At 62.1% G+C, this 17,360-nt stretch carries 18 protein-coding genes; 9 read left to right on the top strand and 9 right to left on the bottom strand.

Annotated elements, in window-relative coordinates:
• Position 1 precedes the first annotated feature (1 nt).
• The 6 genes from tsaB to metG all read right to left on the bottom strand — a co-directional run bounded on the left by tsaB (position 2) and on the right by metG (position 5,690).
• Complete coding sequence (tsaB, locus tag MTHMO_RS10035; protein WP_202214648.1) at positions 2-640, bottom strand: tRNA (adenosine(37)-N6)-threonylcarbamoyltransferase complex dimerization subunit type 1 TsaB; 639 nt, start codon at positions 638-640, stop codon at positions 2-4.
• Positions 637-1,059, bottom strand: a complete 423-nt coding sequence (tsaE, locus tag MTHMO_RS10030) for a tRNA (adenosine(37)-N6)-threonylcarbamoyltransferase complex ATPase subunit type 1 TsaE (protein WP_202214647.1) — start codon at positions 1,057-1,059, stop codon at positions 637-639. Before tsaE ends, tsaB begins: the two co-directional genes overlap by 4 nt.
• Positions 1,031-1,954, bottom strand: a complete 924-nt coding sequence (locus tag MTHMO_RS10025; protein ID WP_202214646.1) for a thiamine-monophosphate kinase — start codon at positions 1,952-1,954, stop codon at positions 1,031-1,033. Before MTHMO_RS10025 ends, tsaE begins: the two co-directional genes overlap by 29 nt.
• A gap of 31 nt (positions 1,955-1,985) precedes the next feature.
• Complete coding sequence (locus MTHMO_RS10020) at positions 1,986-2,756, bottom strand: CPBP family intramembrane glutamic endopeptidase (RefSeq protein WP_202214645.1); 771 nt, start codon at positions 2,754-2,756, stop codon at positions 1,986-1,988.
• Positions 2,757-2,868: 112 nt separating this feature from the next.
• Entirely contained in the window at positions 2,869-3,882 is a 1,014-nt protein-coding gene (gene sppA, locus MTHMO_RS10015) for a signal peptide peptidase SppA (protein WP_202214644.1), read from the bottom strand.
• Between the two features lie 290 nt (positions 3,883-4,172).
• Positions 4,173-5,690: a methionine--tRNA ligase gene (metG, locus tag MTHMO_RS10010; protein ID WP_202214643.1), complete on the bottom strand. Its 1,518-nt coding sequence runs from the start codon at positions 5,688-5,690 to the stop codon at positions 4,173-4,175.
• Positions 5,691-6,014: 324 nt separating this feature from the next.
• Between metG and MTHMO_RS10005 the strand changes: the two genes are divergently transcribed.
• The 9 genes from MTHMO_RS10005 to MTHMO_RS09965 all read left to right on the top strand — a co-directional run bounded on the left by MTHMO_RS10005 (position 6,015) and on the right by MTHMO_RS09965 (position 14,649).
• Complete coding sequence (locus MTHMO_RS10005; protein ID WP_202214642.1) at positions 6,015-6,350, top strand: HU family DNA-binding protein; 336 nt, start codon at positions 6,015-6,017, stop codon at positions 6,348-6,350.
• A gap of 68 nt (positions 6,351-6,418) precedes the next feature.
• Entirely contained in the window at positions 6,419-7,702 is a 1,284-nt protein-coding gene (hisS, locus tag MTHMO_RS10000) for a histidine--tRNA ligase (protein ID WP_202214641.1), read from the top strand.
• Positions 7,699-9,483, top strand: a complete 1,785-nt coding sequence (aspS, locus tag MTHMO_RS09995) for an aspartate--tRNA ligase (RefSeq protein WP_202214640.1) — start codon at positions 7,699-7,701, stop codon at positions 9,481-9,483. Before hisS ends, aspS begins: the two co-directional genes overlap by 4 nt.
• On the top strand, positions 9,480-10,997 hold the full coding sequence (gene pyk, locus MTHMO_RS09990; RefSeq protein WP_202214639.1) for a pyruvate kinase: 1,518 nt from the start codon (positions 9,480-9,482) through the stop codon (positions 10,995-10,997). Before aspS ends, pyk begins: the two co-directional genes overlap by 4 nt.
• A gap of 8 nt (positions 10,998-11,005) precedes the next feature.
• Positions 11,006-11,884, top strand: a complete 879-nt coding sequence (locus tag MTHMO_RS09985) for an SDR family oxidoreductase (protein WP_202214638.1) — start codon at positions 11,006-11,008, stop codon at positions 11,882-11,884.
• On the top strand, positions 11,868-12,437 hold the full coding sequence (gene dcd / locus MTHMO_RS09980) for a dCTP deaminase (RefSeq protein WP_202214637.1): 570 nt from the start codon (positions 11,868-11,870) through the stop codon (positions 12,435-12,437). The genes MTHMO_RS09985 and dcd overlap by 17 nt, the downstream gene beginning before the upstream one ends.
• A 44-nt stretch (positions 12,438-12,481) precedes the next feature.
• A complete protein-coding gene (rlmN, locus tag MTHMO_RS09975) occupies positions 12,482-13,606 on the top strand; it encodes a 23S rRNA (adenine(2503)-C(2))-methyltransferase RlmN (protein WP_202214636.1) in 1,125 nt (374 codons plus the stop codon).
• A gap of 14 nt (positions 13,607-13,620) precedes the next feature.
• Positions 13,621-14,247, top strand: a complete 627-nt coding sequence (locus MTHMO_RS09970) for a hypothetical protein (protein WP_202214635.1) — start codon at positions 13,621-13,623, stop codon at positions 14,245-14,247.
• A gap of 75 nt (positions 14,248-14,322) precedes the next feature.
• Complete coding sequence (locus MTHMO_RS09965) at positions 14,323-14,649, top strand: DMT family protein (RefSeq protein ID WP_202214634.1); 327 nt, start codon at positions 14,323-14,325, stop codon at positions 14,647-14,649.
• A 33-nt stretch (positions 14,650-14,682) separates the two neighbouring features.
• Here MTHMO_RS09965 and MTHMO_RS09960 read toward each other — a convergent pair whose 3' ends face one another.
• The 3 genes from MTHMO_RS09960 to cysK form a co-directional block, all read right to left on the bottom strand.
• Complete coding sequence (locus MTHMO_RS09960; protein ID WP_202214633.1) at positions 14,683-15,225, bottom strand: adenine phosphoribosyltransferase; 543 nt, start codon at positions 15,223-15,225, stop codon at positions 14,683-14,685.
• Entirely contained in the window at positions 15,222-16,058 is an 837-nt protein-coding gene (locus MTHMO_RS09955) for an RNA polymerase sigma factor RpoD/SigA (protein ID WP_202214632.1), read from the bottom strand. The genes MTHMO_RS09960 and MTHMO_RS09955 overlap by 4 nt, the downstream gene beginning before the upstream one ends.
• A 335-nt stretch (positions 16,059-16,393) precedes the next feature.
• Complete coding sequence (gene cysK, locus MTHMO_RS09950) at positions 16,394-17,359, bottom strand: cysteine synthase A (RefSeq protein WP_202214631.1); 966 nt, start codon at positions 17,357-17,359, stop codon at positions 16,394-16,396.
• Position 17,360 lies beyond the last annotated feature (1 nt).

Raw genomic sequence — 17,360 nt, 5'->3', positions numbered from 1 at the left:
CTTAGAAGGCGGTCGCCGGCACGCTGACCGGACCCCGCAAATAGATGGGTTCGGGAAACGGCTCATCCGAAAACGCGGGATCCTCCTCCGGGATCCGCAGAAAGTCCTCGGCTCGGGGGAAGGCGCGGTGGAGGCCGGGCCCAAGATCTTCGGACGCAACGGCTAGATCCAGGTTTCGTATCCAGGTAGCCAGCTCTCTCTTGGCAAACACGAAAGTCGAGCGAGTTAACCGCCCGAACGAGAAGAGCGTGCCATACAGTTCTCCCCGCCTAGCGTCGGCAAAGACGCCGAGACGCCCTATGTCGGGAAATTGCAGGGCGAGAGACCAAGCGCTGCAGAGGGAGCGGAGACGAGCGCCCTTGGAGAAGGCGATCGCCTGGGCGGCTGCGATGGAGACGCGGATCGAAGAGAAGGACCCCGGTCCAAGCCCGACGATGACGGTATGGATGCGGAGCGCAGGGAGTCCCAGATCCTGCAACGAGGAGAAGAGAGCTGCGGAAGGGGAGACGCCGGAGAAGGTCCGGGCGACGATGATCCGCCCCGGCTCTCCGACGGCCACGCTGCCCGAGGACGAAGACATTTCCAGGGCAAGAATCATGGGGGCGCGGGACAGAAGCCGGTCTTCGTCCAGGCGGGTCATGGCACCGCCTTTTGGCGGATCATCCGCTCATTTGCCGAAAGAAGCAAGAGCTCCCATCGCTCCGTTCGCGGAGGAAGAAGCTCTTCGATCTTTTCCGGCCATTCGATCGCGACGAGGACGGGATCGCTCCAGAATTCCTCGAGATGAAGGGCCGCCGCTTCCCGAGGATCCTCGAGCCGGTAGAGATCGACGTGAATGAGAGGCAGCCGGCCGCTTTTGTATTCATGGACCAGCGTGAAGGTCGGGCTTGTGACCGGATCCCAAACTCCGATCCCGCGCGCGATCCCCCGCACCAAAGTCGACTTGCCGGCTCCGAGCTCGCCGTAGAGGGCGAAGACGGTGCCGGGAAGGGCACCTTCGCCCAGGCGGCGACCGAAGCGTTCCGTCTCTTCAGGCGACGCGGAAATGATCGAATCCATGGAAAGAAAAGGCGTTGCGGGCGCCGGCGGACGACGGGCGCACGCAGACGCCGATGCGAGTCAAGCGCGTCGGGAACGGCCATTGCGCGCGCAGGGCATCCTCACGGTCCGGCTTCACGGTAAAAAGAAGCTCGTAGTCCTCGCCGTCACAGAAGGCCTGCTGAAGGGAGCAGCCGCGGCGGCGAGGGATGCAGCCTTCTGTCAGCGACCAGCCGACGTTGGAGGCGCGGCCGAGCCGAGGCAGGTCGGCAGCCAGTCCGTCACTGACATCCATTAGGGCCGTGGCCCAGCGGCCTTTGGCCAGCCATTCCCCTTCGGCCAGCCGTGGTCGAAAGCGGAGGTGATGCCCGCTCTCCAGGCTGCCGCCGAGGCTGCCCGTCACATAAATCCCTTCTCCGGGCGTGGCCCCGGACCGGAGGATGGGTGGATAGCCTGCTGTTTCTCCCAACAGGGCGATCGTCAGAACAATCTGCGGGTTCCGGCTGAGCTCGCCGCCGACGAGATCGACGGCATGCCGGCGGGCCGCCCCATCGATCCCCCGGTAGATCTCTTGCACGATGGCCGGATCGGTGGACGACGGCAGGGCCAGAGCGATCAAGGCGTAGAGCGGACGGCCTCCCATCGCGGCTACGTCGCTGAGCGCCCGCCCAAGCGCCTTGCGCCCGACGAGCCGCCATGGGGTTCCCGGAGAGAAGTGAACTCCCTCGACCACCGAGTCGGTCTTGAAAAGCAGCGAGCCCTCTTTCTTTCTTCCTTCCAGAACGGCGCAATCGTCGCCGACTCCTGCGCGCACGGAGGGACCGTGACGCCAACGTCGGGTCAGGAGGCGGAGCAGGGCGTCTTCGCCTAGGTCAGCCAAGGAAGGACGAGGGACGACGGGTTTGCCGGAAGTCACTGGACCGCTCGTAAATCCGGGAATCGCTCTCTTAGCCGAATTTCGCCAGGAGAAGGAACCCCGTGGTAAAGCTATTGAACCAGCAGTGGATGGCAATGGAGAGCAGCAGCGATCCCGAAAGCTCGTAGGCGATGCCGAGCAGTAGGCCGAAGAGGAAGAGCGGGAGGAAGGTCGGCCAGTTGAAATGGAGGACGGCGAAGAGCAGTGCGGTCAGAACGAGGGCTGTCCTACGCGGAAGCCGATTTTTCAAATAGACATAGAGGAACCCGCGGAAGAGCACCTCCTCGCCGAACGGGGCGAGGATGAGAATGAAGAACAGAAGCAGCAAGAGCGAAGGCCAATTATGGGTTCGCAGAAAGAGTTCGACGGCAGGCTGCGGCGGAGCGGGCACGCCGAAGACCTTGGCGACCGTTTCGGCAAGAGCGGCCGCGAGGCGGAGGGGCAGATCGGCCGCCAGGGCGATCCAGAAACCGACCCCAAGATTCTTCCAAACCGAGAGGCGCGTTGTGCCGAAGTAGATGCCGAAATCAAGCCGGTGGAAGCGGACCAGGAGCAGGATGGCGGCGAGGGCGAGGGTCGTTCCCGCCGAAAAAAAGACGCCGGAGACCAGGAAGAGAAGTACGGTGATCAGCTCGATCGAGGAGAACGGGATTGTGGGAGCCTGCCCGTACCGAAGCGCACCCGCCTGGTGAAACTTGCGGACGGCGTAGCCCAGCATCACGGCGGCCGCGACGCTCGCCAGAAAGAAGCTGGCGACCAGGCCCCCATATCGGTGGAAGAGCTTGGCGGTGATCTCGTTCATTCCCGGCGGAGTCGTCACGCAAGCCGTAGGGGAACGCTCGTGCGATAGGCGCGTCGGCGACAGGTCCGAGAGAGTGGCGTGCCGAGGCGGAGCGAGGACAGCCGCCGGATTCTCACGGTAGGAATCCGCTGGATCCGAATACGGTCGGCGCCAGATAGTAGAGACGGCCCGAGATCAGGGGGAGCCGATCGGCGGCCAGGACGCTCGCCGCGCGGGCCTCGCTTCCGAACAGGCCGCGGATCAGCGCCGAGAGCCGGAAGGGTGGGACGTAGCGAACCACGCGGGCCGTCTTGACTCGGCCGAGTTCCTTGCATTTCTCGACGGCGTCTTCAAAGTAGCCGATCTGATCGATCAACTTCGCCTGGAGAGCCATGGAGCCGGAAAGAATCCTCCCGTCGGCCCAATGGGCTTTCAATTGCTCCAGGTCCAAGTGCCTTTCCCGGGAAACGATGCCGACGAATCGGTCATAGCTCGCGTTAATGAGCCCTTGGACATAAGCTTGCTCCTCCGGAGTCATCTCCCGTGTGGGATTGAGGATATCCTTCATTTTGCCCGACTTGAGGGTCAGCGCCTTCACGCCGATTTTATCCAGGAGATCCTTGACGTTGAAGGTCTGCAGGATCACGCCGATGCTTCCGGTAAGAGAGAGGGCGTTGGCCATCAGGTAGCTGCCGCCCATCGCCGCGTAATAGCCGCCCGAGGCGGCGATCGATTCCATGTAGACAACGATCGGCTTGATCCGCCGGGCCTGTTCGATCTCGTGGTAGAGCACATCGCTCGCGTCGACCTCGCCGCCCGGGGAGTTGATCGCCAGGAGAATGGCCTTAACGCGGCGGTCGTCACGGGCCTGTCTGAGCTGGAGGGAGATGTCCTCGATCAGGCTGTCCGCAAATTGGCCGGGCTCCTCTCGAGCGATCAGTCCCTGCAAGCGGATCAGGACGATCTTCTGATCCCGATCCGGATCGCCGAAGACGTATTCTTCCGGGAACTCGGGAGGCTTCATTCCGGGGCTGACGCCCTTCTTCATCTGGAGCGCATTCCAGAGGATCAAATTGAACAAGAGGCTGACGGCCAAAAGAACGATGAAAGACACCGTCCCGCACCCAACCCGTCTTTCGGCGCTCATGGCGAAAGAGAAAATGACAGAGAGAGTAGTTCCGGGCAATGGCAAGCTCGTAGAGGAGCCGAAAATCTTCCGATTTTTCTTCTCGGTCCGCGGTCCGGCTGGCGGCTAATGTTCGCAAATTTCGTAGCCGAGGCGCCGCAAATGGGCTTGGGTTGCGAGGCGGGGCGCAGGTTTTCCTCGGCCATCAGAGCTGTAGGAAGACATACTGCGAGGATGGAAAACCAAACGGGAGCGAAGCGGACGAGCCCGTTTTGGAAGCCGTAGGAGAAAGGTTGTGAGAAACGTGGCCGCTAGCTCTCGATCCGGGGGAAAAGCGGCTCGGGGACGCCGACGGAATAGCTTTCCCTCGGCGGAGCAAAGGCGGCGCGGGAGAGGAGCGGGGGTTCGGAGATACCGAGCTCTTTTAGGAGCTTTTGGCTGCTCCGGGGAAGCGCCGGCTCGATAAAGATGGCGATCCGCCGGAGAGTCTCGGCCAGGGTTGCCAGAATGAGGTCGAGCCTCTTTTGAGACCCGGGAGCCCGGGCCGCTCTCCACGGAGCGGCTTGATCGACGTAGCGGTTGGCCCGGCCGATGAAGGTCCATGCGACGGCCAGGGCCGTGCTGGTGTCCCCTTCTTCGAAGGCGTTCCGATAGGCCGCCTCGTCGAAGGCGGCGGCGATCTCCTTTTCCGCCGGCCCCGCTTCCGAATCGACCCATCCGGGTACCCGGCCTCCCCGGTAACGCGCAATCATGGAGAGGGAGCGGTGGGCGAAGTTCCCTAAATCGTTGGCAAGGTCGCTCTGGTACCTCTGGAGCAGCTTCTCGTCCGAGAAGTCGGCATCGTTCCCCAGGGTCATCTCGCGTAGGAGAAAGTAGCGGAGCGCATCGGAACCGTAGCGGTCCAGATAGGGGACGGGATCGATCGCGTTCCCGGTCGATTTGCTCATTTTAGCACCTCGATTGAGCCACCACCCGTGCACCAAGAGCCGACGGGGGAGAGGCAGTTCCAGGGCCTCGAGGATCGCGGGCCAGTAGATGCCGTGAGCCGGAATGAGGATGTCCTTGCCGATGATCTGGAGATCGGCGGGCCACCAGGTGCCTCCGCGCTCGTCGCCGGCGAAGGAGACGTAGTTGAGTAGGGCGTCAAACCAGACGTAGGTCACATACTGCTCATCGAAGGGCAAGGGAATCCCCCAGGCCAGCCGACTCCGCGGCCGGGAAAGACAGAGCTCCGGCAGAGGACGTTGCAGGGCGGCAAGCAGTTCCTGGCGCCGAAAGGCGGGGACGATCCAATCCGGACGGGATTCGATTGCGCTGCGAATCCGTTCTCCGAAGCGCGAGAGAAGGAAGAAATAGTTGGGTTCCCGCATCGGGATCACTTCGCCGTAGATCTCCGGCCAGCGGCCGCCCACCCGTTCCCTTTCGGTGACGAACTGCTCTTGGCGCAGGCTGTAGAAGCCCTCGTGCTCCTCGAAGCGGAGGAGTCCCTTCTCCCGGAGCCGGACCAGAAAGCCTCGAACCGCCTCCTTGTGCCGCGGGTCGGTCGTGCGGGCGAACCGGTCGAAGGAGATGTCGAGTCGCAGCCAGAGCGATCGGAAGAGAGCGGTTTGCCGGTCGCAAAAATCCTGCGGGTCGAGAGCGAGGGCGCGTGCCGATTGCTGCACCTTTTGCCCGTGCTCATCTACGCCGGTGAGGAACAAGACCGAGCGGCCGCAGAGCCGCTGGTAGCGGGCCAGCGCGTCGGCGAGGGTCTTTTCATAAGCGTGCCCGAGGTGGGGCAAGCCGTTGACGTAGTCGATTGCCGTCGTGAGGAAAAATCGTTCTCCCATATTAGAAAGCCGTCAGTAGGATTGCCGTTGCGGGCCGGCTTCCCCGGGAAATCGCGCCGGGCGCATGCGGAGGCGCTGCCGCCGAGGGCGAGGGAAGAAGGACATGGCCGGAGGCCAAGAAAACCAGATACCCGTCGATTTGCAAGCCGCAGCGTCACACAGTTCCGGCGGGAGCAGTGCCCGATGAGGAGGGGAAGGGATGAGGATAAGATATAAGAGCTGGAGCGGCCCCGCGGTCCGCTTTTTCTGTTGTGCAACCTTCTTTTCAGACTATTCTTTCCGTAAAAAGGGTTTCCGGCGAGCGGAACCGCATCGGATCAATTTATGGGCAACCTGACGCGCAGGGACTTGGTGGTGCAGGTTGCGGAAGAGACAAATCTTCCGCAGCAGCAGGCGGCGAAGGTTTTAGGATCCTTATTGCGGATTCTCATGGAGAGCTTTGCGAACCGGCAGAATATCGAGTTGCGGAATTTCGGCGTGTTTGAAATCGCGTTGCGCCGCGCCCGCGTCGGCCGGAATCCGAGGAGTCCCGGGCGCGACATCACGATCCCGCCGCGCGCTGTCATCCGCTTTAAGCCGGGGAAACAGGTCAAGCGTATCCTGCAGAAGGTTACGCAAGAGCTTCTGGAGGAGGAGTCGGGGAAAAAAAGCTCGCCCTGAATCCGGCAGTCGGGGATACTCCTAATCTCGCTATCCCGCTGGGAACAGGCAGCGGGGGAGCTCTTCCCATGCAGCCCCTTCCCGGTTTTCGCGACTTCTATCCGGAGGATCTCGCCTTCCGGGAAGCTATCCGGTGCCGCTGGCGGGCGGTGGCGCGCCGTTACGGCTTCGTCGAGTATGACGGCCCGGTCCTCGAACCGCTCGATCTCTACCAAAAAAAATCAGGTTCCGAGCTCTTGGAGCAGGTCTATCAGTTCAGCGATCGAGGCGGCCGACTGGTGGCCATGCGGCCCGAGATCACCCCGACGCTCGCCCGTATGGTCCAAGCGCGCCACCGCGACTACCGCAAGCCCCTGAAATGGTTCTCGATGCCTCAGGTGTATCGCTACGAACGGGCGCAGCGCGGTAGGCTGCGGGAGCATTTCCAGTGGAACTGCGACATTCTCGGAGAGGAGTCTTTGGAAGCCGATATCGAGGTCATCGCCCTGTCGATCGATCTGCTGCGGAGCTTCGGACTGGGCCCGCAGGACTTCGTAGTGCGGTTGAGCGACCGCGGAGTCTGGACCAAGTTTTGTGAGCGGCATGGCGTGCGTGAAGAACAGCGATACAGCCTTTTTCAAGCAATCGACAAAATGGAGAGGCGGCCGCGCGAAAAGACCGAGGAAGCGCTGGGGTCCCTGGCCGGTCCCGTCTTTCGGCTGATCGAGGAGGGCGAGCCGTGGGAGCCGGTAGAACGGGTGTTGGCCGGATTGCACGCGCGCGGGCTCGGATCCTTCGCTGAGCGCGATTACCGTGTTGTGCGAGGGCTGGCCTACTATACCGGGACCGTCTTCGAAGTGTTCGACCGGGAGGGAACGTTTCGGGCCATTGCGGGAGGGGGACGGTATGACGACCTTATTGCGCGTCTCGGCGGGGATCCGATGCCGGCGGTAGGGTTCGGTATGGGGGACGTGGTGCTGGGAGAGCTGCTTCGGGAAAAAGGAAAGCTGGAAGCGAGGCTTCCGCAGCCGGACATTTTTGTGATCATCGCGGAGGAAGAGGTTCGCCCGTCTGCAATCCGGCTGGTCCAACGGCTACGCGATCTGGGATTTTCGGTCGATTATCCTCTCCACGGCGCCAAACTCAAGAAGCAGTGGGAGCGCGCCGAGGCTCTGGGAGTCCGTCATGCCATCGTCATCGACGTCCGCGCGATCGAGGGGATGGTGGAGGTTCGGGAGATGGCGTCCCGGAAAAGCCGAACCGTCCCGCTCGAAGCCGTCGGATCACTGCTCCAGGGGTCGGCGACGGACATCGGAGAGGAGAGCCGAACGGCGAGGATGCATGGACTTTCCGCGGGAGAGCAGTTGCCATGAGAATCGCAAATCGGTGGCGCACCCATCATTGCGCGCAATTGCGGAAGGAGGATGTCGGCCGGATAGTCCGCCTCTGCGGCTGGGTCGATCGGCGGCGGGATCATGGCGGGCTCGCCTTCGTTGATCTTCGCGACCGAGAGGGGATCTGTCAGATCGTCTTTCGTCCGGAGGAACATCCGGAGGCGGCGGCGATCGGGAAGGCTCTGCACGCTGAGGACCTTGTGCAGGTGGAAGGAGAGGTGGCTAGGAGACCAAGCGGCACGGAGAATGCGAGTTTGGCGACCGGCGAAATCGAAGTGGTCGCCCATTGGGTCCGGCCGCTCAGCTTCTGCTCGCCCCTCCCGTTTCCGCTCGATGCCGATGTGGAAAATGAAGAGTTGCGGCTCAGCTTTCGATTTCTTGACCTGCGGCGAAGGCGGATGCAGGAAAATCTCCGGATCCGCCATCAAACCGTCAAGTCGGCGAGGGAATATCTGGACGCGCAGGGTTTTTTGGAGGTGGAAACCCCCATTCTCTCCAAGAGCACGCCTGAAGGGGCGCGGGATTTCCTGGTTCCCAGCCGGCTGACCCCGGGCTCCTTCTATGCTCTGCCCCAGGCTCCCCAACAATATAAGCAGCTCCTGATGGTCGGCGGAATCGAGCGTTACTACCAGATCGCCCGCTGCTTTCGCGACGAAGACTTGCGAGCGGACCGGCAGCCGGAATTTACCCAGATCGACTTGGAGGCCTCCTTCGTCGACCCCGAGGATATTCAGTTTTGGGTGGAAGGATTGCTGCAGAAGATCTTCCTCGATGTCCTCGACGTCGACCTTCCCCTCCCCTTTCCCGCGATGAGCTATCGAGAGGCGATGGATCGTTACGGGAGCGACAAGCCCGATCTCCGGTACGGGTTTGATCTTCGGGACGTCGGGGAGATTTTCCGGGAGTCGGATTTGCACGTGTTCCGAACGGTTCTGGACGGAGGAGGAGTCGTCAAGGCGGTGAACGGGAAAGGGCTGGCGAACATCGGTTCCTCGGAGCTGGCCGCGCTCGAGGAGCTTGCCCGCAGCCTCGGGGCCAAGGGGCTGGCGTACGTTCGGGTCGAGAGCTCCGGATGGAAATCGCCGATCGCGAAATTCCTCACTGCCGGGCAGCGGGATGCACTTGTCCGCGCCCTGGAGGTAGCCGAAGGCGATCTTCTCCTCTTCGCGGCAGACCGGTGGGAGCTTGCCTGCGAAATTCTGGGCCGGATTCGAGGGCGCCTCGCGGAGCTTTCCGGCGGCCGAAGAGGACATTCCGAGTGGAAGTTCCTATGGGTAAAAGACTTTCCACTGTTGACCTTCGACCGCGAAGCCGGCCGGTGGACTTCCGTGCATCACCCCTTCACCCGGCCGCAGGCTGAAGACATTCCCCTTTTGGAGGAAGGGCATTTCGGAGAGGTGCGTGCCCTGGCTTACGACATCGTTCTCAACGGGATGGAACTGGGTGGGGGCAGCATCCGAATCCATGAAGCGGATCTGCAGCAGAAGATCTTTTCGGTGCTGGGCATCGATCCGGAGACGCAAGAGGAGCGTTTTGGCCACCTGCTGCGGGCGTTTCGTTACGGAGCCCCTCCTCACGGGGGTGTGGCCCTCGGCCTCGATCGCCTCGTGATGCTCCTGGCCGGCGCGGAATCCATTCGAGACGTTATCGCCTTTCCCAAGAACCGGCACGGCGTCGATCCGCTGACGGGTTCTCCATCGGCGGTCGAGCCGAAGCAGCTTCGGGAACTAAGAATCACCGTGGGGAAGGGAAGCGCGTGAGCGCACATACCGGTCATTCGGATTCGCACCCCGGGAAGCTTCCGAGCCTTGACATCTTGGGCCATGGAGAGGAGGAGCGGAGGGAGGCGGCCGTGATCGAACCGACGGGAAAGCGGAAAACGAGGATCATCGCCACGCTGGGACCCAGCACGGAGTCCGAAGAAAAGATCTCCGAGCTGATCGCGCGCGGAGTGGATATCTTCCGCTTCAACATGTCCCATGCTTCCCCGGATTGGGTTCGGAGAACTAGCGCCATCGTGCGCGAGCAAAGCCGCCGCTTCGGCAGGCAGGTGGGACTCCTCCTGGACACCCAAGGGCCGGCGATCCGTACGGGGGATCTATCGAGCCGGCTGGAGCTTCATCCGGGCGACATCTTCACCTTCACGGTGAGGGGAGATCCGACTGTCGATGAGCCGTCGGTCTCCGTGAACTATGATGACCTAGCCCAGGATCTGCGGGTCGGAGACGTGGTGATGGTCGACAACGGCGTCATCCAGATGAAGGTCCTCGATAAGGAGGGATTTCGTGTCCGCTGTGAGGTTGTCACACCCGGAGTCATGGGGAGCCGTCGCCACATCAACCTGCCGGGCGTTCGCGTCAACCTTCCGCCGTTGACCACGAAGGACCTGGCGGATATCGACCTCGGCGTAGAATGTCAGATGGACTATTTCTCCCTCTCCTTCGTTCGGGAGGCGAATGACGTCGATCTGCTCCGCCAGATCTTGATCGCCAGGGGCTCGACGGCGGTCATTGTCGCAAAGATCGAGGACCAAGCCGCCGTCCGAAACCTGCCGCAGATTCTCGAGTCGGCCGACGCGATCATGGTGGCTCGCGGTGATCTGGGGATCGAGTGCCCGTTCGAAGAGCTCCCCATCATCCAACGGCGGATCGTCAAGATGTGCCTGCAAAAAATGAAACCGGTCATCGTGGCGACGCACCTGCTCGAGAGCATGACCCAGAACCCTGTCCCCACCCGGGCGGAAATCACCGACATCGCCAATGCGGTCTACGAGCAGGCCGATGCCTTGATGCTTTCGGGCGAGACGGCGGCGGGGCGCTATCCCCTCGGATGCATCTCCGTGCTCGACCGGGTCATCCGCCGGACCGAGCGGAGCGGAGGAGCGGGTTACGCGGCGTTTGCAGAACTGACCGAGGATCAACAGAAGATAGCCAGCGCGGCCGTGCACTTGGCCGACCAGGTGCGCGCGGCGGCGATCTGCGTGTTCACCCGCCAGGGGAAGCTGGCTGCTACGGTGGCCGGGCTCCGGCCGCGCTATTCTCCCATCTACGTCTTGGCGGCGGAAGAGGAGCTCTGCCGCCGGCTCGTCCTCCACTACGGGATCGAGCCGATCCCTTCAGGCTACCCGACGACCCAGGAAGAGGGAATCGCGCTCGCGGAAGCCGAGCTGCGGAAGCGGGGGGTCATCGCTTCGGGAGACAAGATGATCCTCCTTTCCGAAGTCCCTCTTCACGGCGAAAGGGCGCGTTCGGTCGTCTTCTACCACGTCGAATAGGAAGAGCGGTGAAACATTCGTTTTCGGGTTCTTCCGCATGGGTCACCGGCGCCTCTTCCGGGCTGGGAGCCGAGTTCGCGCGCCAGCTCGCTCCGGAAGTGGCCTGCCTGATCCTGACGGCTCGCCGCAAGGAACGGCTCTGCGAGTTGGCCTGCGAAATCGAGCGGAAGCAGCCGAAGGTGCGGGTCATCGTGGCTCCTGCCGACTTGACCGCTCCCGACGATATCGAAAAAGTAATCGATCAGCTGGCCGCCGAGCGGATCGAGGTCGACCTGCTGGTCAATAATGCGGGCATCGGAGATTTCGGGTTGTTTTATCATGCGGACCCCGCCCGCCTTTCCCGGATGCTCGACCTCAATGTGAAAGCCTTTACGCTTCTGCTCTGGTGGCTCTTGCCGGGAATGATTCGGCGAGCTAAAGGATGCATCATCAACGTCGGGTCGATCGCCGGACTGCGTCCGGTTCCGTTTTATGCGGCCTATGCGGCGTCCAAGGCGTATGTCCACAGCCTGACCCACGGGTTGGCATGGGAGCTGGCCGGAAGCGGCGTCACCCTGACCCAAGTCTCCCCCGCCTCCGTGGCGACCGAGTTTTTCGAGCGGGCCGCCCGGTGCCCGGGAGACCGTGAACGAATCGGTGGTCCGCCTTTCTTGTGGACCACGGCCGAGGAGGTGGTCCGCTGCTCGCTGGCGGCGGCCCGGCGGGGCAAGCCGCAGGTCACCCCGGGCTTTCTTCCCAGCCTTTGCGCATCCATCTTTTCTGTTGTGCCGATTTCCCTTCTGGGCAGAGTCTATCGGGCGGCTCTATCGAAAAAATGGAAACGGGGCGGGGAATTGGCGCAAGAGCGGATGTGGGCGGAGAAGCAGCGGGATGGGCGTCCACTCTGATGCCTGGATTCGCCGGAAGGCGCTGGAGGAGGGAATGATCGAACCCTTCGTCGAAAGCCAGGTCCGCAAGGCCGACTCCGAAGCACCGGTGGTCAGCTATGGGCTTTCGAGCTACGGCTACGACCTCCGCGTGTCGAACGAGTTCAAGATTTTCACGAACGTATTCAACACCGTGGTCGATCCGAAGCTCTTCGATCCGCGTTCCTTCGTCGATGTGACGGCCGACGTGTGCATCATTCCCCCTAATTCCTTCGCGCTGGCGCGGAGCGTGGAATACTTCCGGATCCCCAGGAACGTCATCACGATCTGCCTGGGAAAATCGACGTACGCGCGGTGCGGGATCATCGTGAACGTAACCCCGTTCGAACCGGAATGGGAAGGGCACGTGACCTTGGAGATCTCCAACACGACCCCGCTGCCGGCGAAAGTCTACGCCAATGAAGGCTTGGCCCAGGTCATTTTCTTGGAGGCGGCCGAACTCTGCGAGGTTTCTTATGCCGAGCGCAACGGCAAGTACATGCGGCAGAGGGGGATAACCTGTCCCATGCCGTAAAGGGCTACGCCGGGCAAGTCGATGCGCGGAGCAAGGGATTTCCGGTGAAACGGCATCTCCTCGACCAGACTCCCGACGAGTGGGAGATAGGAAGCGGACCCTCCTACCAACGCAGCATCTTGCGCCGGTGGGTCTTTGCGAAGCGAGCGCCGTCCTTTGAGCGGATGACGAGCCTGCCTAGCTCGCTCCGGGCGGAGTTGGCCGGCCGGTACCGGCTCCGCGCCCTGCGTGCGGTTCGTCGCCTCGAGAACGCCGACGGCGTCCAAAAGCTGCTTTGGAAGCTGGACGACGGCGAGGCGGTCGAAAGCGTTGTGATTCCCTCGGAAGCGGATCCCGGTTCCGGCAGACTGACCCTCTGCCTATCCAGTCAGATCGGCTGCGCGTACCGATGCGCGTTTTGCGCCAGCGGCCTGCTCGGCTTCCGGCGGAACCTCTCTTCGGGCGAGATCGTTGAGCAGCTGCTGCAGGCCGAAGCGATAGTGGGAAGGCGCATGGACAACTTGGTCTTCATGGGAATGGGGGAGCCTCTGGCCAACTGGGACTCTCTCCTGCGCGCCCTCCGCCTCATTACGGCTCCTTGGGGTGCTGCCATGAGCCCGCGGCGGATCACGATATCGACCAGCGGCTTGGTTCCGGAGATCCGGCGGCTGGCGGATCAGCCGCTGGCCGTGGGGCTGGCCGTATCGCTCCACGCGGCCGATGATGCCCTTCGCTCGCGGCTGATGCCGGTCAACCGCAGGTATCCGCTTCCTTTGCTCCTCGACGCCTGTGAAGAGTACAGCCGGAAGAAGCGCCAGCCGGTCACCCTCGAGTATATCCTGCTGGCGGGAGTGAACGACTCGGACAAGGAGGGGGCGCGCTTGGGGCGGATCGCGCGCCGGCTACGGGCGAAGGTCAATCTGATCCCTTATAACCGGGTCGAGGGGCTCCCGTGGGAGCGTCCCGAGCCCGAGCGCGTGGACCGCTTCGAACGCCTGCTGCGTGCGGCCGGATGCCGTGTCACGGTCCGGAGGCGGAAAGGGGAGGAGATCTATGCGGCCTGCGGCCAGCTTCGGCTGATAACCCCGGGGGATTCTCCGGGAGGAGGCGAATCCGTGCCTCCGTCCCGCGGGACGCAGGTCCTGCGCCCACCGCATTTGTTGCTCGTCGATCGGCCGAAAGGCGAGTAGGCTGGGAAAGAAAGATGGAACATCTTCGTGTGGCCCGGGTTGCGGGTTGCCTGTGGCAGGCCTTTCTTTTCGCGGTAGGCTGCTTCCTCTGCGGGATTCCGCCTGTCTTGGGGGAAATCAACAAGGCACCGTACGTCCTGGCGAATCAATTCTCCGTTGTCCAAACCGTCCAGATGGATGGCGGGGGAGCTTTCGTGCAGCACCTTTATCGGGACGGTGACAAGCTCCGGGTGGAGGTGCAGCAGGGTCCCGAAACCCAGGTCATCGTCTTGCGCAAGGATCAGAAGAAGGTCTACACGATTCTGCCGGCGCAAAAGCTCGTTCTGGAGAGCGCCTATCGGGACGCCGGAGGATCGGGGAATCCGGGCCTCCTGGGAGAAGCGGGGGCCTCCTGGGAGTGGCAAGGGAAAGAGACGGTTCATGGCCGTCGGTGTGCGAAGTACCTAGTGAAGGGAAACGCGAAAAGCGTCTATGTCTGGCTGGACGAAGCCGGCAAGCACCCTTTGCGGGTCGCTCCGGTCGACGGGAAGACGGTGGTCGATTGGGATCAGTATCAAGCGGGTCCTCAGCCTTCCGATCTCTTCGAACCGCCGGCGGATTTTCGAATCCTGTCGATGAACCTTCCCGAAACGCCTCGGTAAGATCTTTCGTTCCGTGGAGCCGCCGGCGTATCCCGTCGATCCGTGCCGCCCCGCCAGTGAGCCCTCCGGCTCGGCATGAAAACGATCCTCCTTCTCGTTGTTTCGAACCTTTTCATGACGCTTGCCTGGTACGGGCATTTGAAGTTCCGGGAACAGCCGCTTCTGCTTGCGATTCTCGCCAGCTGGGGGCTCGCGTTTTTCGAGTATATCTTCCAAGTGCCCGCCAATCGGATCGGGTCCTATGAGTTCTCCGTGACCCAACTCAAGATCCTCCAGGAGTGTATCACACTCTTGGTCTTCACGATCGTGGCCTATTTTCTCTTCGGTGCCGTTCCGCGATGGAATCTCCTGATCTCCTACGGATTCCTAATCGCCGCGGTCTACTTCGCCTTCAAGAGGTAGCCGCTTGGCCGGGCGGGGTCACGTCCAGACGGATCAAGGAAACTGCAGAATCGAGTAGATCGGATACCGGGAGAGACGCTCCCTGCCCTTGAGATCCAGAAGCTCGATGAGGAAACCGAGCTCGACGAGCGTTCCTTGGCAGCGCTCGATCAACTTGGCCGCCGCTTCCGCCGTGCCGCCCGTGGCAAGCACGTCGTCCAGAATCAGGACCTGTTCGTCTTTAGCGATGGCATCCCGGTGGATGGTCAAGGTGTTAAGACCGTATTCGGAAGCGTATTCGGTTTCGTACGTCTGGTACGGAAGCTTTCCCTTCTTCCGAATCGGGACGAGCCCGACGCCGAGGATGTGGGCCAAGGCTCCGGCGAAGATGAATCCTCGGGCGTCGATGGCTGCGATCTTGTCGATCTTCCGTCGCTGGTACCTCTTCAGGAAGACCGTCATCACCAAGCGAAAGAACTGCCCGTCTCCGATGAGCGGCGTGATGTCCCGGTAGAGGACCCCCTTTTTCGGAAAGTCCGGAATCGTGCGGACTTTCCCCCGGAGCCGGGATAGGGTGCTCTGGAGAAGGAAGGTCATCGGGAGAGCTGACGCTTTTCCTTCTTTTCCAGGGCTCGGCGCACCTTCCGCAAGGCGAGGTTTTGGAGCTGCCGGATCCGTTCCCGCGTCACGTGGAATTTCTTGCCGATCTCCTCCAAGGTCATCTCCTCGTTTCCCTCGAGTCCGAAGCGAAGCGCGAGGATCTTGCGCTCCCGGGGATCGAGGGTGGGCAGGAGCTCCATCACGGTCTTTCGTAAGTTTTCGTTTTGAATGATGGAAGCGGGATCGATCGCGCTTTCGTCCTTGACAAGCTCTCCGAGCGAGGTACCGTCCTCCTCCTCTCCCACGGTCGCGTTGAGGGAAGCGGGCTGAATCGCAATCGTGCGCAGCTCTCCCACGCGGGCGGAGGAGATGCCGAGCTCCTGGGCCAATTCGTCGTCGGTCGGTTCGCGGCCGAACTCCTCCGCCAGCCGGCTCGCCGTCCTCCGCATCCGAGCGATCTTGTCGACCAAATGCACGGGCAGGCGGATCGTCTTGCTCTGGTTGGCCAGCGCCCGCTTGATCGATTGCTTGATCCACCAGGCGGCATAGGTGCTTAGCTTTCCGCCTTTGGACGGATCGAAGCGGTCGACCGCTTTCATCAACCCGATATTGCCCTCGGAAATCAGGTCGAGGAGAGGGAGACCGCTGGTCGCGTAATCATGGGCGATCTTCACGACCAGCCTCAGGTTGGCCTGGATCATCTTCTGGCGGGCGGCCGCATCTCCCTTTTGGATCCGATGAGCCAGCTCCACCTCCTCCTCTCGGCTCAAGAGGGGGATTTGGCTGATTTCCCGCAGATAGAGTTTGAGCGCTGAGTCGTTGTCGATCATGCCAAATCGGGAATACGCAAGGGACTGCCCGAGTGTTTAGCCAGCCTGTCTCAGAAGCGATTTCCAGTGGCTAGCGAAATAGGCCCGGCTGCTATCGGGCCTTCGACTTTTCGGCCCTTATCGCAGCATCTCGCCATACAACACCGGGACAACCACTACGTCCCGCCTTGCATTCAGGCTCATCGGCCCGGGCCCCGGGCACGAACTTCATGAGCCACGCAGTGTAGGATTGAGCTAGAAATCGGACTTCGCAATCAAAAAGAACGTCGACATCCTATGTATGGAGTGGGACGGACGCAGGCCCAAGCGGAAAAGCGCTGGGGATCCGCCGGAGCTTACAAGGAACCCACGCGACGGCGAGCTTCTTCGGCAAGAGCCGTGCTCAGGTAGCGCTCCCCGGTGCTGGCGGCAACCGCGACAATGAGCTTGCCTCGATTCTCCGGCCTCTTGGCGATCTCAAGCGCAGCGTGAACGGTCGCACCCGTGGAAATCCCGGCCAGGATCCCCTCTTCGGCAGCCAATCGACGCGCCATCGCAAACGCATCGGCGTCGGCGACGCAGAAGGTCTCGTCGACGACGGAGAGGTTGAGATTCTTGGGGACGAAGCCGGCCCCGATTCCTTGGATCTTATGAGGGCCCGGCTTCAGCGGCTCCCCTCGCAATGCCTGGGAGATGACGGGCGACCCGAGAGGCTCGACGGCGACGGTGCGGAAACTCGGCTTGCGCGCCTTGATCACTTCGCCGACGCCGGAGATCGTGCCTCCGGTGCCCACCCCGGACACGAAAATATCGATGGCCCCCTCCGTATCCGCCCAAATCTCTTCGGCTGTGGTGCGCCGGTGGATGTCCGGGTTGGCGGGGTTTTCGAACTGCTGCGGAATCCAGGAGTTGGCTCGCTTTTCTTTCAGGACCATGGCCTGACGAATGGCGCCGGCCATCCCTTCGGCGGCCGGGGTAAGCACCAAATTGGCTCCCAACAGGGCCAGCAGCGTTCGGCGCTCCACGCTCATGCTCTCCGGCATCGTCAACGTCAGGCGATATCCCTTGGCGGCTGCTACAAAGGCCAGGGCGATGCCCGTATTGCCGGAGGTTGGTTCGATGATTTCGGTCTCTGCGTTGAGGAGCCCTTCTCGTTCTGCGGCCTCGATCATGGCGGCTCCGATCCGGTCCTTGACGCTGCCAAGCGGGTTGAAAAATTCCGCCTTCAGCACTACCCTTGCCTCAATTCCTCGTGCGAGCCGGTTGAGCTGAATGAGAGGGGTGCGTCCGATTGTCGCGATCACCGTGGGGAAGATCGACATG

The sequence above is a fragment of the Methylacidimicrobium sp. AP8 genome (genome assembly GCF_903064525.1).
In the GTDB taxonomy this organism is placed as follows: Bacteria; Verrucomicrobiota; Verrucomicrobiia; order Methylacidiphilales; family Methylacidiphilaceae; genus Methylacidimicrobium.
This window is presented reverse-complemented; position numbering and strand designations above follow the sequence as displayed.

Excerpts from the sequence above, each read along its gene's own strand:
- tsaB (WP_202214648.1), bottom strand. The coding sequence starts at position 640 with ATGACCCGCCTGGACGAAGACCGGCTTCTGTCCCGCGCCCCCATGATT.
- tsaE (WP_202214647.1), bottom strand. The coding sequence starts at position 1,059 with ATGGATTCGATCATTTCCGCGTCGCCTGAAGAGACGGAACGCTTCGGT.
- MTHMO_RS10020 (WP_202214645.1), bottom strand. The coding sequence starts at position 2,756 with ATGAACGAGATCACCGCCAAGCTCTTCCACCGATATGGGGGCCTGGTC.
- sppA (WP_202214644.1), bottom strand. The coding sequence starts at position 3,882 with ATGAGCGCCGAAAGACGGGTTGGGTGCGGGACGGTGTCTTTCATCGTT.
- metG (WP_202214643.1), bottom strand. The coding sequence starts at position 5,690 with ATGGGAGAACGATTTTTCCTCACGACGGCAATCGACTACGTCAACGGC.
- MTHMO_RS10005 (WP_202214642.1), top strand. The coding sequence starts at position 6,015 with ATGGGCAACCTGACGCGCAGGGACTTGGTGGTGCAGGTTGCGGAAGAG.
- hisS (WP_202214641.1), top strand. The coding sequence starts at position 6,419 with ATGCAGCCCCTTCCCGGTTTTCGCGACTTCTATCCGGAGGATCTCGCC.
- aspS (WP_202214640.1), top strand. The coding sequence starts at position 7,699 with ATGAGAATCGCAAATCGGTGGCGCACCCATCATTGCGCGCAATTGCGG.
- dcd (WP_202214637.1), top strand. The coding sequence starts at position 11,868 with ATGGGCGTCCACTCTGATGCCTGGATTCGCCGGAAGGCGCTGGAGGAG.
- MTHMO_RS09970 (WP_202214635.1), top strand. The coding sequence starts at position 13,621 with ATGGAACATCTTCGTGTGGCCCGGGTTGCGGGTTGCCTGTGGCAGGCC.
- MTHMO_RS09965 (WP_202214634.1), top strand. The coding sequence starts at position 14,323 with ATGAAAACGATCCTCCTTCTCGTTGTTTCGAACCTTTTCATGACGCTT.
- MTHMO_RS09960 (WP_202214633.1), bottom strand. The coding sequence starts at position 15,225 with ATGACCTTCCTTCTCCAGAGCACCCTATCCCGGCTCCGGGGGAAAGTC.
- MTHMO_RS09955 (WP_202214632.1), bottom strand. The coding sequence starts at position 16,058 with ATGATCGACAACGACTCAGCGCTCAAACTCTATCTGCGGGAAATCAGC.
- cysK (WP_202214631.1), bottom strand. The coding sequence starts at position 17,359 with ATGTCGATCTTCCCCACGGTGATCGCGACAATCGGACGCACCCCTCTC.